Here is a 14,709-nt window from a genome sequence, read left to right on the forward strand (position 1 = left end):
CACAGCTTTATTCAAAACACAAAAAATAAGGAGATGTAAAATGGGGGCAGCTAGACGTATTGATCCAACTCAACCATATGTAAAAAAGAAGAACATTATTAACTTTACAGTAGCCACTGAGAACACTCATATTCATTTAGCTGATGGGCAATCTTTCCCTGTATTAAAAGGAGAGATTATTGCAACTGACCAACAAGGAAATCAATTTGTTGAATTAGAAAAGAATCTAGATGATTACGTTCCAGTTAAGAAAAGTTCCTTATATGAAAGTATGGCACAGGGCTACATGGAAATGGGCGACATTAATCGTGAGATATCAGAAGCATTCAATTACGCTGAAAATGAAGCTGAAACAGTGACTACAAAATTAATTACAGGGGCTTATAACGATTAGTGATCATTACATATGAGAGTAAAACAGGCAATGTAAAAAGGTTTGTCAAAGCGCTGCAACACAAATCAGATATTGAGACCATTGAAATAACTGATGATACGATCATCAATCAAGAGTTCATACATATTACATATACGATAGGCTTTGGGGAAGTACCTGAAAGGACTTTGAGTTTTATCAATAAGAATAAAAATAAAATAAGAGGAGTTGCTGTTAGTGGTAACAAGGTTTGGGGTGATAACTATGGTTTAGCTGGAGACAAGCTTTCAGCTAAGTTCCACATACCATTGTTATTAAAGTTTGAACTCAGTGGAACGAATCAAGACATACAGAAAATCATTCAGGAGGTACAACTTATTGACAAACACAATACCAAATTGGATCAAGCTCAATAATGAAATCATGATCCAGAAAGATGGGAAGTATCAATTCGAAAAGGATAGGGAGGCCGTACATAGTTACTTTGTTGATTACATAAATCAAAACACAGTCTTTTTCCATGATCTAAAAGAGAAACTTGATTATTTGATTAAAAATGATTATTACGAAGAAGAATTCTTAAGCAAATATACATTTGAACAGATTAAATCAATTTATAAGATTGCTTACAGTTACAAATTCAGATTCCCATCTTTTATGAGTGCGTTTAAGTTCTACAATGACTACGCATTGAAAACAAATGATAAAACAAAGATCCTGGAGAGGTACGAGGATCGTGTCTCAATTGTGGCTTTGTATTGCGCGGATGGTGATTACGAGAAAGCTGTTGAGGAAGTACATACTATGATGAAACAAGAGTATCAGCCGGCAACACCTACTTTCCTTAATGCTGGACGTAAGCGAAGAGGTGAAATGGTGAGCTGCTTCTTACTTGAAGTAGGCGACAGTTTGAATGATATTTCACGTGCAATTGATATCTCCATGCAGCTTTCTAAGCTAGGTGGAGGAGTAGCATTAAATCTAAACAAACTAAGAGCCAAAGGTGAAGCGATTAAAGACGTAGAGAATGCGACTAAAGGTGTCGTAGGTGTTATGAAGCTATTGGATAATGCTTTTAGATATGCCGATCAGATGGGACAAAGACAAGGATCAGGAGCAGTTTATCTAAGTGTATTCCATCCAGACATAACAGACTTCCTGGATACCAAAAAAATAAGTGCTGATGAAGATGTCAGAGTTAAAACACTGTCTATTGGTGTAGTTGTTCCTGATAAATTTATTGAACTTGCAAGGGAAGACAAGGATTATTACAAGTTCTATCCGCATTCAGTATACAAGGAATATGGGCAGTATCTTGATGAGATGGATATTAATGAAATGTATGATGAGCTTGTTGAAAATCCAAGAGTTAGAAAAGCAAAGGGAAATGCTCGAAAGCTGTTAGAGCAATTGGCCATTCTAAGAAGCGAATCTGGCTATCCGTATATTATGTTCGCTGACAATGTAAATAAAGTGCATCCAAATGAACATATTTCAAAAGTGAAGTTTTCAAATTTGTGCGTTACTGGAGAAACACTTCTTTTAACTGAGAATGGATATGAAAAAGCAGCCGATCTTTACAAAAAGCAGAATGATCTTAAAGTTGTCATTGATAATAGAACAAAAGATTTTGCAGTTGATAGCAAAGGTACAACAATTGTAGATGCAATTCCAATGCAACTGACTAAAAAAGATGCGGAAATATTTAAAGTCAAAACGAAGCAAGGATATGAAATTAGGGCAACTGAGTGGCACAAATTCTATGTGAAAAGAGATGGCGAAATTCAAAAGCTCCAATTGAATCAACTGAAAACGGGCGATAAATTATTAGTCCAATCAGCTGAAGGAGCATACGGGAAAATTCATGAACCCGATCTTGCATACATTATGGGCATTATAGCTGGTGATGGAACAATTACTGAAAAAACTGCCAAGATTTATTTATACGATAATAAAAAAGTTCTTGAGCAGAAAGTTACTGATGCAGTTCACCGTATTATTCATAAACACAAGGTTGATCGTGCTTATAAGCACAATACATCACTTCTCCCAACATTTAATATGGCCAACCCAGAAAAACAAGATTTGCTTTACATGAATAGTACTGTCTTATTTGACATCTTGAAGAAGTTCGGTATGAACAAAGAAAGAAAAACAAGAGTCCCAGAATTCATTTTTCAAGCTAACAAGGAAACGCAAGCAGCTTATTTATCGGGTTTATTCCAGACTGATGGGTGTGTAAATGCAAATCATAAAGCCAAAGCATTAACTATTGAGTTAACATCCATCCACTATGAGAGCCTTCAGGACGTTCAGAAGCTGTTACTGAACATGGGTGTTTATACAACGATTTATTCTAACAACAAGCGCTCACAAGAACTCCTTCCTGATGGAAAAGGCGGTTCTAAGCTTTACAATGTTAAACCAACACACAAAATCAGTATTCAAGATAGAAACTCAAGAGAGTTGTTTATGAGTATTGTTGAATTGAAAGAATACGATGTTTATAAATTCAATTTGTTAACTGAGACATTGCAACCTAAGTCAAGAAAGCCAAAGCATGATTTTACAGCTGAAATTATTAGTATTGAAGAAGATGGTGTTGAGGATGTTTATGATACAACACAAGAAGACTATCACTCTCTGATTTTCAATGGAATTGTTACTGGCAACTGTTCAGAGGTACTTCAATCATCACAAGTATCAGTTTATACGGATTACGATAAAGAGGATGAAATTGGCTTAGATATCTCCTGCAATCTTGGCTCAATGAACATTGTAAATGTAATGAGTAATCAATCAATTGCTTCAACAGTAAGAATAGCAATTGACTCATTGACAACTGTCACAAGGAAAACAAACATTGTAAATGCTCCAGCAGTTGCGAGAGCAAATACACTAATGAGATCAATTGGTCTAGGGCAGATGAACCTCCATGGATTTCTAGCTCAAAATAATATTGCTTATGAAAGTGAAGAAGCTAAGGATTTTGCAAATACATACTTTATGATGGTTAACTTCTACTCACTGCAGCGTTCTATGGAAATTGCACGAGAAACAGGGGAGACATACTACAAGTTTGATGGTTCAACTTATAAATCAGGTGAGTATTTCGAAAAGTACGTAACAAATGATTATAGCCCTCAGTTTGAAAAGGTTAAAAAGCTATTTGGAGATCAACATATTCCTAACATTGAAGATTGGACGAAACTTAAAGAAGATGTAATGAAATATGGCTTATACCATTCGTATAGGCAGGCTATTGCACCTACGGGAAGCATCTCATATGTTCAATCATCTACAGCAGGTGTAATGCCGATTATGGAGCGCATCGAGGAGCGTACGTACGGTAATTCAAAAACGTATTATCCGATGCCGGGACTATCGCCGCAGAATTGGTTCTTCTATAAAGAAGCCTACGATATGGACATGTTCAAGGTTGTGGATATGATCGCCACTATCCAGCAGCACGTCGATCAGGGCATCTCATTTACGCTGTTCTTGAAAGATACGATGACGACGCGCGATCTGAACCGGATTGACTTATACGCTCATCATAAGGGGATTAAAACGTTGTATTATGCGCGGACGAAGGATACGGGCCAGGATTCGTGTTTGAGTTGCGTAGTTTAAACGAAGAGGAGGTATGCTTATGAATCAACGGCTATCGGACGAAGAAATCGCGGAACTACGGCGATATGAGCGATGGTGCTATGATACTATGAATCACGCTACAATCACGCCTAGAATACTAACTGCATTGCTAGACGGTTACAAGAAGAAGGAGGACGAATAATTGACGAACGCAAACGCAATCCACACGGCGGCCGATTGGTCGCGCCACGAGGACGACTTTACGCAAATGTTCTACGCGCAGAACGTTAAGCAATTCTGGCTTCCGGAAGAGATTTCGCTAAATGGCGATCTCCTCACATGGAAGTACCTCGGAAAAAATGAGCAGGACACTTATATGAAGGTACTGGCCGGACTTACGCTTCTTGATACAGAGCAGGGGAATACGGGGATGCCTATAATTGCTGAACATGTAGATGGACATCAAAGAAAGGCAGTTTTAAATTTCATGGCCATGATGGAAAATGCTGTTCATGCAAAGTCTTACAGCAACATCTTTCTAACATTGGCTCCAACCGAGCAGATCAATGAAGTCTTTGAATGGGTGAAAAACAATAGGTTTCTTCAAAAGAAAGCTAGAACAATTGTTTCAGTCTATAAATCAATCAAGAAAAACGATGAAATTTCTTTATTTAAAGGAATGGTTGCATCTGTGTTCCTGGAGAGTTTTCTTTTCTACTCAGGGTTTTATTATCCACTTTACTTTTACGGACAAGGAAAACTTATGCAGAGCGGGGAAATTGTAAATTTAATTATCCGTGACGAGGCAATACACGGCGTTTACATCGGTTTATTAGCACAGGAGATATTTAAGAAACAAACTCCTCTGAAGCAAAAAGAACTGTATGCATGGGCTTTAAGTTTACTGCAGGAACTTTATGAAAATGAACTGGAGTATACAGAAGATGTTTATGATCAGGTTGGATTAGCTCCAGATGTAAAGAAATTCATCAGATACAACGCAAATAAAGCTTTAAACAATCTGGGCTTTGATCATTGGTTTGGAGAAGAGGATGTTAATCCAATTGTTATCAATGGTCTGAGCACTAAAACAAAGTCCCATGATTTCTTTTCAACTAAAGGGAATGGATACAAAAAAGCAACAGTGGAGCCATTAAAGGATTCAGATTTTATTTTTAACGAGAGAGGATGTATTCGATGAGAGTAATTAAATTAGAGCAGCCTAATTGCAATCCATGTAAAATGGTGTCCAATTACTTAGAACAAGCAAATATTCAATTTGAGACAGTTGACGTTACACAGGAACCAGAAGTGGCAGCTAGATTTGGTGTTATGGGGGTACCGGTAACCATTTTGTTGAGTGATCAAGGAGAGGAAGTAAACCGAAGTATTGGTTTTAAGCCTGATGAACTTGATGAGTTACTAAAGGAATTACGATAAAAGGGTAATTTTAAACAAACTTAAATTAAAAGGAGCTAATACATAATGCAAATTAAAATCAAATATTTAGATGAATCACAAACGAGAATCAGAAAAATTGAGCAAGGTGATTGGATTGATCTTCGTGCAGCTGAAGATGTAGCGATCAAAAAAGATGAATTTAAACTTGTTCCATTGGGAGTGGCCATGGAATTGCCTGAAGGTTACGAAGCACATGTCGTTCCTCGTTCGAGTACGTATAAGAACTTTGGTGTGATTCAAACAAACTCAATGGGTGTTATCGATGAGTCTTATAAGGGTGACAACGATTTTTGGTTCTTTCCTGCTTATGCGTTACGTGACACAAAGATTAAGAAAGGGAATCGAATCTGCCAGTTCAGAATTATGAAGAAGATGCCGGCAGTTGACTTGATCGAGGTAGACCGTCTAGGCAACGATGACCGAGGTGGGCACGGATCAACTGGAACGAAGTAATTGGATTTTGTATTTGAAATATAGATTATTTTAAAAGTCATCTTGAAAAACATTTTTAATCATATTACCTTTTTCTAGGAAAGGGGATTAAAATATGAAAATAACTATTGAAGAATTACCTGAATTAAGGATTGCTTATTTCCGAAACGTTGGAGAGTATGGTGGTAAGCAAAACAAAGAACTAATGGAATCTTTTAAAAAGTGGGCACAGTTGAATGGTGTATTTCATAACTCTGTAATTTTAGGAATTCCACAAGATGATCCAAGTATTACTCCTAAAGAGGAATGCCGTTATGATGTTGGTGTTGTATTAAATGAAGATTTTAATGTGCTGCAACCAGCTCAAGTTGGTAAGTTACCTGGAGGGAAATACGCTGTTTTCTTGCTTGACCATACAAAAGAGGCAGTAAGTGAATTTTGGGGCATTATTTTCTCTGAAATAGAAAAAAATAGTCTAACTATGAGAGGAGAACCAATTATAGAGAGATATACTTCACAAATGATTGATAATCACTTATGTGAAGTATTAGTTCCTATCCAATAAAGAAGGTGGGTAATTTCCCACCTCCTATATATGTATAAGTTAAATGCTCTGAATTAACTCGTTTATTTTATCAAGATTAATGGTAATGTTGCATATTGCAATTACGAAGTATAGAGTACCTTGGTATCGTTCTTTTTTAACAAAACAGTTAATTCCAAAACCAATCAAAAATGCAATTATGATTAGCTGAACGAACACAAATAATTGTGAATTAGGACTGAAGAAAGAATAAACCAATAATAACAATAGAATCAGTAAGCTAACGATTTTTAATATTTTTCGCAAATTAACACTCCTTTAAATACATTGTTTTTAATTTACCATAAAAGATTTTTGTTGGAAATATTTCCGAATAAAAGAATACTTTTATCTAATATTTAAGGAGGAAAGAGATCATTAACGGCAAAGAAGGAGATTTACAAGCAAAATATGACGACATGCTTTATAGGAACGGTCTTTGCTTTGGGTTTCTTCAGTTACGAGGACTTGAAGATGAATTTATTGAGCACATGAGACGAGTTGCTGAGTATGAAAAAGATCTGAGATACAAAAAGGCAGCGTCTAATTTCTTGAAGATGATCGACCATAATTAAAATAGGTGGGTGATTAATTGTTAAAGTATAAAAATAAAATATTAAAGAGTATTGAAAAGATCAACAAACTTGAAGAAGGGTTGTCACTATTTGAAGAAGGTGACGAAGAATATTTAAGTGTATTAGTGAAAATTCAGGGGCTATATGATGAAATCTCAGATACTGCTTTAGAGTGTTTTAAAGAGATGACTGCAAAAATCAGGAAAACTGGTCAGAAACGGATTGTAAAAGGGATTGATCAGTTACCACATGCAATTAAAGAAAGTATTACTGATCAAGTGAATGGTTTAAAAGGGGAGCTATTTGAATAAAAGCAAATATGAATGGTGTTGAATTTGAGGGTGATTAATAGCTAATCAAACACAAATATAAAATTAGGAGATGTTTATTATAACATATGTAACTTTATTTCTAGCAGCTTATCTAATTGCATTAAACATTAATGAGGTCAGATTGATTGTTCGAGGAGAAGGTAATGCGTATAGAAAAGTAAAGAATGTGGTCGATAATTCATCATTAGAAAATATGAAACGAAATAAGAATTTGATTTACCTGTTTACTTTGCTCAAGGGGATATCTTTCATTGTCCCTTTGGCTTATATCGGATTAATTATGCATGATAACATTCTAATGCTTGCTTGGACAGCAGTTTCACTTATTTATGTTGTCCTTAGTATGTTTAAAGTTTTTGATGTATTAGACGGTGAAAGAATCAAGCAAAACACATATTTTTACTTGTTATTTGTTTGTGGGAATTTTCTTTTTGTTGTATTTTATTTGGCAGATATATTCGTATAAAATATTTAATTAATGCTTTACTTTTTCAAATACTATTTCCAAAAGGACTGAGAAACATGACGCAATTCGATAAACAATACAATTCAATTATAAAGGATATCATCAATAATGGAATCTCAGACGAAGAGTTTGATGTAAGAACCAAGTGGGACACAGATGGAACACCGGCACATACTCTAAGTGTAATGAGTAAGCAAATGAGATTCGACAACTCAGAGGTTCCGATTTTAACGACAAAAAAGGTTGCCTGGAAAACAGCCATTAAAGAGTTGCTCTGGATTTGGCAGCTGAAATCTAATGATGTTAATGATTTAAACAAGATGGGCGTACATATTTGGGATCAGTGGAAACAAGAAGACGGTACTATCGGACATGCATATGGATTTCAGCTGGGAAAGAAGAACAGAAATCTAAATGGAGAAAAAGTGGATCAGGTTGATTATCTGCTTCATCAATTGAAGAACAATCCGTCTTCACGCAGACACATTACAATGCTATGGAATCCTGATGAACTAGACGCAATGGCCTTAACACCATGTGTATACGAGACACAGTGGTACGTAAAACAAGGTAAGCTCCACCTCGAGGTAAGAGCACGGAGCAATGACATGGCATTGGGAAATCCATTCAATGTATTCCAGTACAATGTGTTGCAGCGCATGATTGCTCAAGTCACTGGCTATGAGCTTGGTGAATATATCTTTAACATTGGGGATTGCCATGTGTACACACGTCATATAGACAATTTGAAAATTCAAATGGAAAGAGAACAGTTTGAAGCACCTGAACTATGGATCAATCCTGAAGTGAAAGATTTTTATGACTTTACCATTGATGATTTCAAGTTAATCAACTATAAACATGGGGACAAGCTTTTATTTGAGGTAGCGGTTTAATGCTATCTCTTATTGCTTGCTGTGATAAAACTCTGGCCATTGGATATCAAAACAAATTATTGTATCATTTGCCTGCTGACATGAAACACTTCAAAGAAAAAACTGAGGGGAAAATATGTATTCAAGGAAGATCAACATACGAATCAATTATTGGTATGACAGGTAAGCCTCTACAGAATAGGAGGAATATTATACTTACTAGGGATCAGAACTTTAAGCCAGATTATTCGTCCTTTGTTTATCATTCAATTGAGGAGGTTTTAAAACTCATTCAAGGACAAGTTAACACTGATGAGGAAGTGATGGTGATAGGGGGAAGTATGATTTACAAAGCATTCTTGCCCTACGCTGATAAAGTGTATTTGACAATTGTTGACTCAGCGTCAAGAGAAGCAGATTCATATTTTCCTATGTTAGATGATCGTTGGAAATTGACTGATAAACTGCATAATAAAGCCGATGAAAAGAACAAATACAATTATTCCTTTCTAACTTTTGAAAATAAATATAGACAAAGGTAAAAAATATATATAATATGATAATAAGAGGGTGATGAGATAACGGTTTTTTATTTAAATCACAAAAACAAAAAATATGCATTTTGATAAAAATAATATTTTATTCAAACTTTAAGGAGGTGATTTATTGGAGACGGGAAATAAATCACATAACGCAAATGAAAAGATAGCAGCCTTGAAGAAAAAGAAATACAAATTTGAAACAATGCAACTTGAAACACAGAGGGAATTGTTAAGACTTGAAACACAGCAAAACAAAGAGAAACTAGAAATTCTATTCGAACTTGGTGAAATCCTAAACCAGATAGTAAATGAAGAATGGGTAAGCTCAACTATTGCGACTAAAATTATTAACAGGAATAGAAAAGCATATCGGGATCTATTTTTGTTTAGGGAAAATAAAGCATACATAAATAAGGAAAAATTCAAAGAGTTAAATGATCAATTTATTCATCTGACGCAAAAATTAAATGATATCTAAGGAGTTGGCGAATTGGAAAATAAATTGCTGATTAATAATGCGAATACGGTATTTGAAAAGAAGGACGATAAATATTTCGGTTATAAATCTCGTTTTGGAGATATCGTTATTGGCGGAGCATATTCTTATAGATTCGTAGTTCACTATGCAAAAACGAATCAAGACGTTGTTATTGTACCTGGCGATGTAAATACGGTAACGACTCCGGTTTGTACGACGCTAGAGGAACGTTTATGGAAGCCAGAGAAAAGCGTCCAAGCCCACCGTGATGAAATCGTTGAGCAGGCGAAGGCGGATATCGAAGTTTTAAAATCGCCGGGAAGAATGGTGAACGGAAATACTTCGGATTACAAAGTCGATCTCTTTGGTGCGAATGCGGAGTTCATAGTAAATCGAGAAAAGCGGACAGTAGTCGCCTTATTAAAGGGAGCTTATAGCGGTACGGTCGTCTTAGCGCGGGGCATCGCCAAAGCCGCCCCTGACGACTGCTTCAACGTTCATATCGGTAAAGCAATCGCGCTAAGACGTGCGCTAAGCCTGGCGGTGCCGGACGAATACTTGAACGCGCCGCAGCCGACTGAGGTTCGGGTGGGCGATTTTATATCGGATGATAGCGGGGTTCACAAAGCACTAGTTATTGAAGACGACAGTTGGCCGCCTTTTTCCGGTGGTGCAGCAATATACTTGAAAGATGCGCGTAAATACGGCTATAAAATCATCGACGACTCACGCGAAGAGGCGGGCGGTGAGTGACGTATCATAGACGCCTGAAGACGACGGTGTTTAAAAAGTATAGCGGATATAATTGGACTTACGACGGAATGTTTGAAAAAACAAGAGTGAAAGGCAGCGATAAAAGAAAACGATCGAAACATGAGCGAACAATCCGAAAAGTTATGGATAAAAAAGAAATTAGTTATTACGTTTAAATTAATATAAAATCTGTATTTTATTTAGATATTAAGACGCAAAAAAATGAAGAGGTAAAACCTCTTCATCATGCAGTTTTCTTCTTGGGCTCCCAACTGCAGCCTAAAACTGAATTAATAATCCCAGCTGTTAAGAATCCCAAAAAAACACCTAAGTAATGGTTTATATTCACACTAAACCATACACCAAGAGAAATTGCTGTGATTAGAATTTCTGAAATACTTTTAATAAATGGATGTGAATTGAAAAAATTTTTAAACATGTATTGCTCTCTTTCTGCTTTGATTTCATAAATAGTGATTTTTTAAAACAAAGTTATGTAAATGAAACATTAGGAATCAAGCACAAGGCCAGAAATTAAAGAAGAATATGATTACATTGACCAAACGCTTATTTTTCTTTGTTTTGTGCTTATTTTGCCACAAGTTAATACACCTCTAGATGATATTTACATAGAAAATCATACCATTGAAAAATGTGGTAGAGCAAGTGGGAGGGTTAAATGTAATGGCAGGGTTTAGAAGAGGAGCATAAAAAGAGGGGGTTACCCCTCCTTAATGAAATTGACCACCCATGTTCTGCTGAGCTAAGCGAACTAAACGTTTAGTGATTTCTCCACCAACTGAACCGTTTGCACGAGATGTAGTCTCAGCACCTAATTGAACACCAAACTCAGAAGCTATTTCAAGTTTCATTTGTTCAATAGCTGAAGCTGCTTGAGGAATTAGTAAATCATTATTGTTGTTTGATCTTGATCGACTTTGTTGAGGCATCTTATTCATCTCCTAAAGTGTAATGAAAACAAGCTTGTTTGAATCATATTATGGAGACTTTTTCAGGGATTATACACGTTTTTACAAAGAGAGGGTGATTTTAATGTCTATTGGCCATGGAGCATAAATTAGCATGAACTGAATCATGGAAAAGAAAGGGTATTGCAAAATGAAGCTAATTGATATTGTTAATAAAATTGATAAATCAAAACAAAATGAAAGTGAGGTCGACACGCAGGATATTGGGCGTGAATTAGGTCTCGATAATGTACCATATGTTGAGCAGGACAGGCTAAAGTGTTATTGGGTTGGAAACTGGTATTGTACCGATTCCTATGTAGGGTACAGAGTCTATTTTCTGGATAATGAGCCCGCAGCCTTTTCTATACAGCTGGGTAGAAAGTGTGAAGAGAGTTTTCATTGGTTTAACTTGGAGTTTGCAACAAAAGTTAGGGAGTACCTGTTGAGTCTGACTCAAGAGAAGGAGCTGAATATAAGCATTTGTGATATTAATGAAGATATCGGGGACTCGTATAAAATAGAGTTTAACGCACAAATTTTGAATTTTAATAGAGCAAAGTTGAACAATGAAAAAGTGGAGATACTTGAAAAAATTATACATACATCTTGTGGAATTGATACGGAAGTGAAAATAAAGCTACCTAATGGTGAAGAAAAGCAGGTTGACATTAGTGATTTGGATTTTGACTTCCATATTACTGAATAAAGTTCTAATTTTATATAGAGGTGATGTGTATGGATGAAATTCTCGACAATTTAGATCAACCAAGGTGATGAAAATCCACATTAGTTATGCAGAATGGTTGGTCGCTGAAGTTGAACGGCTAAGAAGGATAAACAACAATGGATAATTGCTTTGAGTGGTGGGGAGTTACTCTGACTGGAAATCAGAAAACCGTGAAAGCTGTAAGTGAGCTAATGGACATCAACAAAGCACTGTTCCAGAATCTCTACAAAGTGCAAGCAGACACAATTGAAGAACTTGTAAACAAACTATATGAACAGGTTACTGAGTACGAGAAGAAGTTCTTAAAGTATCTCAATGAGCAGCTACCTAATCTGAGGAGGTACTTACAAGTCGAACTACCCTATAGTGCTCAACTAATATCGAGCATTGAATATGAAATATACATATCCAGTGCTGAAATTGATTGCGAATACCCCTTTGATGCTAGAGGTTGCATTATTACTTTCTTTCAACGAATGCAAGAAATAATCGGTTCATACAAGGAGGAGTTAAATGAAGAATACAGAGTTTAAGATAACAAGTTTCTTAGATGAATATAAACGAAGAGACCAGATGCGAAGAGATTTTATTATTCATGAAGGCTACACTGCTATCGAAGAGATCATTAAAGAAGTTAATCAGAGGGGATCACTAAATGAGGCTGATATTTATTACGGAACACCTAAGCCACAGCTAAGTTTCTCAGACGTTGAATTAGGCTATATGCTTACTTCAATGATGGAATATGCGACAAATCATGTGGGGAATCCAGTTGATGAGGAATGTGAATTTGAAAATAAACTGGCTTACTTTGAGTATAAGGACGAGATAATTCAGATTTTTGAAGTGTATGGCCAAGGTACTGACAGCTGGTTTTTTAAACCTAGTGAAGATACCATTGAAAGATTGAATAACACAGCTTACGGAGTGTATTTGATCCAGTTCGATGATTTTATTAATTACACTAAAAATAAAGATAGTGAGAGCAACAAGCTTTCTTCAAGTAGCACGATCTTAAATGACATTACCGGCGGACATACAGTCGAAAGAGGTTCAAAGTAGATGATTGTTACAGCATGGATTTTGTTGATTATGTTTGGTTTATTCGCTTTATCAGATTTGAACTTAACTGAAGATGAAACAAAGTATATCAAGTTCTTCATAATAATGAAATTCGTTTCTGTTTTTATAGCTGCTATAGCTGCAGGAGTAATTTGGGGAGGGTTGTTTCAATGAAAGGAGGTAAACATGAACTTTCAGAAGATGCTAGCAGCGACTACAAGATTAAGCCTTCAAAGATGAAGTGGGTAAAACCAATAAAAATGAGCCAACATCAGAAGGAAGAATTTCATGAATTGACTAATTATGAGCCAGTTGAGTTAAGTCAAACAACTAAATAAAATCGGTCTTTTATTTAGAATAAAAATAAAATTAGTGGATGTTTTAAGGGATTTATGAATTGAAAAGTCCAACTAATAAGCCAAAGAGACTTAACACTATTGAAATGCAAAGAAAAGCCCAAATCAAAGCTGTTAAGGGGTTGTTAAGTCCAATCCTTTCTTTCCATCCTATTTTATTGGATTCAGCAGTTTTATTCTTTGCTAATTGAATGTATAAAACAACATTAAGACAAAGTGAAATAACGAGCGCTGGAATTAAATATAGGTTCATTTTGACCACCTTTCCAACATTCAACGGAATAATACAAGATCAATTTTAACATATCCAGATTTTGCCTACAACATAGATTAGGAGAGTGATTGATTGGGAGCAAACAATCAAGGAAAAGTTTTTGAAGCGAACATTGAAAAATCAGCAGCAGATCAGAAGCTGTTCTTTTACCGGATTAAAGATGTTAATCCAATGTTCTTGAAAAGAGGGGCAGCAGTATCAAAAAACAAATATGATTGCTTTCTGTTCTTTAAGGGGTACTTGTTCCCCTTTGAGCTTAAGTCGACAAAAAGTAAGTCCATTTCCTTCAGCGAGAAAATCATAAAGCCGCAGCAGATTAAATATTTAAAGGAAGCAACACAATACCCAAACATCATTCCAGGATTTCTGTTTCAATTTAGAGAGCCGGAAAACAAAGTTTATTTCGTACATATTAATGATTTCCTTACATATAAGAACATAGCTGAAAAACAGTTGGAACATACATATAAGAATAAAGTTAACAAGTCCAGTATCCCGATAGCAATTTGTGAAGAGATCGGTACAGAAGTGCGCTGGATGAAAAAGAAAGTGAATTATACATATTATCTAAACAAACTTTGCGATGAATTGATAAAGAAATCCAAGTTATTGGACAACCCACTTAATTCATACATTGATGACAAGTCATCTATGGGAGTGGTGCATCAATGAGCAAAAGAAGAGAATGCGCAGAAAACTATAAGGTAACCACAGTTATTAATCAGGATGTAGAAAATTGGGTTGAAGAGGTGATATCAACTAAAGAATTTTATGATTTTGCAGCTACATTAATGTACAAGTATAAAAAAGCATAAGGTAAAACAAGTATACCTGTTTTTCCCATGGTATACTTGT

The 14,709-nt window shown here is 35.7% G+C and carries 24 protein-coding genes and 1 pseudogene; 23 read left to right on the forward strand and 2 right to left on the reverse strand.

Annotation, left to right across the window (positions count from 1 at the left end):
- Window positions 1–40: 40 nt before the first annotated feature.
- From ACFVP7_RS10690 to ACFVP7_RS10720, 7 genes are all read left to right on the forward strand, one after another.
- On the forward strand, window positions 41–394 hold the full coding sequence (locus tag ACFVP7_RS10690; RefSeq protein WP_004399275.1) for a hypothetical protein: 354 nt from the start codon (window positions 41–43) through the stop codon (window positions 392–394).
- Window positions 394–789, forward strand: coding sequence for a class Ib ribonucleoside-diphosphate reductase assembly flavoprotein NrdI (gene nrdI / locus ACFVP7_RS10695; RefSeq protein WP_396583225.1), 396 nt, complete (start codon window positions 394–396; stop codon window positions 787–789). The genes ACFVP7_RS10690 and nrdI overlap by 1 nt, the downstream gene beginning before the upstream one ends.
- Window positions 752–4,006, forward strand: coding sequence for a ribonucleotide reductase N-terminal alpha domain-containing protein (locus ACFVP7_RS10700; RefSeq protein ID WP_396583226.1), 3,255 nt, complete (start codon window positions 752–754; stop codon window positions 4,004–4,006). Before nrdI ends, ACFVP7_RS10700 begins: the two co-directional genes overlap by 38 nt.
- Window positions 4,007–4,187: 181 nt before the next feature.
- Complete coding sequence (nrdF, locus tag ACFVP7_RS10705) at window positions 4,188–5,168, forward strand: class 1b ribonucleoside-diphosphate reductase subunit beta (protein ID WP_396583263.1); 981 nt, start codon at window positions 4,188–4,190, stop codon at window positions 5,166–5,168.
- Complete coding sequence (locus tag ACFVP7_RS10710) at window positions 5,165–5,407, forward strand: thioredoxin domain-containing protein (RefSeq protein WP_268400993.1); 243 nt, start codon at window positions 5,165–5,167, stop codon at window positions 5,405–5,407. The genes nrdF and ACFVP7_RS10710 overlap by 4 nt, the downstream gene beginning before the upstream one ends.
- A 45-nt stretch (window positions 5,408–5,452) precedes the next feature.
- Entirely contained in the window at window positions 5,453–5,881 is a 429-nt protein-coding gene (gene dutB / locus ACFVP7_RS10715; protein WP_396583227.1) for a dUTP diphosphatase DutB, read from the forward strand.
- Window positions 5,882–5,975: 94 nt separating this feature from the next.
- Window positions 5,976–6,425 (forward strand): GyrI-like domain-containing protein, encoded by a 450-nt coding sequence (locus ACFVP7_RS10720; protein WP_144530329.1) that lies wholly within the window; start codon window positions 5,976–5,978, stop codon window positions 6,423–6,425.
- 39 nt (window positions 6,426–6,464) lie between these two features.
- Here ACFVP7_RS10720 and ACFVP7_RS10725 read toward each other — a convergent pair whose 3' ends face one another.
- Entirely contained in the window at window positions 6,465–6,710 is a 246-nt protein-coding gene (locus ACFVP7_RS10725) for a hypothetical protein (protein WP_009967458.1), read from the reverse strand.
- 152 nt (window positions 6,711–6,862) lie between these two features.
- Here ACFVP7_RS10725 and ACFVP7_RS10730 point away from each other — a divergent pair, with 152 nt between their 5' ends.
- From ACFVP7_RS10730 to ACFVP7_RS10765, 8 genes are all read left to right on the forward strand, one after another.
- On the forward strand, window positions 6,863–7,018 hold the full coding sequence (locus ACFVP7_RS10730) for a hypothetical protein (RefSeq protein WP_041336532.1): 156 nt from the start codon (window positions 6,863–6,865) through the stop codon (window positions 7,016–7,018).
- A 17-nt stretch (window positions 7,019–7,035) separates the two neighbouring features.
- Window positions 7,036–7,329, forward strand: a complete 294-nt coding sequence (locus tag ACFVP7_RS10735) for a hypothetical protein (RefSeq protein ID WP_106021355.1) — start codon at window positions 7,036–7,038, stop codon at window positions 7,327–7,329.
- Between the two features lie 142 nt (window positions 7,330–7,471).
- Window positions 7,472–7,816 carry a hypothetical protein gene (locus ACFVP7_RS10740; protein WP_396583228.1) on the forward strand — a complete coding sequence of 115 codons (345 nt, stop codon included), beginning with the start codon at window positions 7,472–7,474 and terminating at the stop codon, window positions 7,814–7,816.
- A 56-nt stretch (window positions 7,817–7,872) separates the two neighbouring features.
- Window positions 7,873–8,712 carry a thymidylate synthase gene (locus ACFVP7_RS10745; RefSeq protein WP_396583229.1) on the forward strand — a complete coding sequence of 280 codons (840 nt, stop codon included), beginning with the start codon at window positions 7,873–7,875 and terminating at the stop codon, window positions 8,710–8,712.
- A complete protein-coding gene (locus tag ACFVP7_RS10750; RefSeq protein ID WP_163136924.1) occupies window positions 8,712–9,233 on the forward strand; it encodes a dihydrofolate reductase in 522 nt (173 codons plus the stop codon). The genes ACFVP7_RS10745 and ACFVP7_RS10750 overlap by 1 nt, the downstream gene beginning before the upstream one ends.
- A gap of 124 nt (window positions 9,234–9,357) precedes the next feature.
- Window positions 9,358–9,711: a hypothetical protein gene (locus tag ACFVP7_RS10755; RefSeq protein ID WP_163136922.1), complete on the forward strand. Its 354-nt coding sequence runs from the start codon at window positions 9,358–9,360 to the stop codon at window positions 9,709–9,711.
- 12 nt (window positions 9,712–9,723) lie between these two features.
- Window positions 9,724–10,464: a hypothetical protein gene (locus tag ACFVP7_RS10760; protein WP_396583230.1), complete on the forward strand. Its 741-nt coding sequence runs from the start codon at window positions 9,724–9,726 to the stop codon at window positions 10,462–10,464.
- Window positions 10,461–10,640, forward strand: a complete 180-nt coding sequence (locus ACFVP7_RS10765) for a hypothetical protein (protein ID WP_163136921.1) — start codon at window positions 10,461–10,463, stop codon at window positions 10,638–10,640. Before ACFVP7_RS10760 ends, ACFVP7_RS10765 begins: the two co-directional genes overlap by 4 nt.
- A gap of 555 nt (window positions 10,641–11,195) precedes the next feature.
- Here the strand turns inward: ACFVP7_RS10765 and sspC are convergent.
- The gene (gene sspC / locus ACFVP7_RS10770; protein ID WP_128751157.1) at window positions 11,196–11,414 is read right to left on the reverse strand and encodes an acid-soluble spore protein SspC; all 219 of its coding nucleotides are present in this window, start codon (window positions 11,412–11,414) and stop codon (window positions 11,196–11,198) included.
- A 169-nt stretch (window positions 11,415–11,583) separates the two neighbouring features.
- Between sspC and ACFVP7_RS10775 the strand changes: the two genes are divergently transcribed.
- From ACFVP7_RS10775 to ACFVP7_RS10810, 8 genes and pseudogenes are all read left to right on the forward strand, one after another.
- The gene (locus ACFVP7_RS10775; protein ID WP_396583231.1) at window positions 11,584–12,141 is read left to right on the forward strand and encodes a hypothetical protein; all 558 of its coding nucleotides are present in this window, start codon (window positions 11,584–11,586) and stop codon (window positions 12,139–12,141) included.
- 40 nt (window positions 12,142–12,181) lie between these two features.
- Window positions 12,182–12,286, forward strand: a pseudogene (locus tag ACFVP7_RS10780) (hypothetical protein); the annotation flags it as partial.
- Window positions 12,279–12,695: a hypothetical protein gene (locus ACFVP7_RS10785; protein ID WP_396583232.1), complete on the forward strand. Its 417-nt coding sequence runs from the start codon at window positions 12,279–12,281 to the stop codon at window positions 12,693–12,695. The pseudogene ACFVP7_RS10780 and the gene ACFVP7_RS10785, both read left to right, overlap by 8 nt.
- Complete coding sequence (locus ACFVP7_RS10790; protein WP_396583233.1) at window positions 12,676–13,224, forward strand: hypothetical protein; 549 nt, start codon at window positions 12,676–12,678, stop codon at window positions 13,222–13,224. Before ACFVP7_RS10785 ends, ACFVP7_RS10790 begins: the two co-directional genes overlap by 20 nt.
- On the forward strand, window positions 13,225–13,398 hold the full coding sequence (locus ACFVP7_RS10795) for a hypothetical protein (RefSeq protein WP_041351970.1): 174 nt from the start codon (window positions 13,225–13,227) through the stop codon (window positions 13,396–13,398). It abuts the gene before it with no gap.
- On the forward strand, window positions 13,395–13,562 hold the full coding sequence (locus ACFVP7_RS10800; RefSeq protein WP_396583234.1) for a hypothetical protein: 168 nt from the start codon (window positions 13,395–13,397) through the stop codon (window positions 13,560–13,562). The genes ACFVP7_RS10795 and ACFVP7_RS10800 overlap by 4 nt, the downstream gene beginning before the upstream one ends.
- 364 nt (window positions 13,563–13,926) lie before the next feature.
- On the forward strand, window positions 13,927–14,526 hold the full coding sequence (locus tag ACFVP7_RS10805; protein WP_396583235.1) for a hypothetical protein: 600 nt from the start codon (window positions 13,927–13,929) through the stop codon (window positions 14,524–14,526).
- Window positions 14,523–14,669: a hypothetical protein gene (locus tag ACFVP7_RS10810; protein WP_160171069.1), complete on the forward strand. Its 147-nt coding sequence runs from the start codon at window positions 14,523–14,525 to the stop codon at window positions 14,667–14,669. The genes ACFVP7_RS10805 and ACFVP7_RS10810 overlap by 4 nt, the downstream gene beginning before the upstream one ends.
- Window positions 14,670–14,709: the final 40 nt, after the last annotated feature.

Origin of the sequence: Bacillus sp. SG20033, assembly GCF_044570195.1 — a bacterium.
Classification (GTDB): domain Bacteria; phylum Bacillota; class Bacilli; order Bacillales; family Bacillaceae; genus Bacillus; species Bacillus subtilis.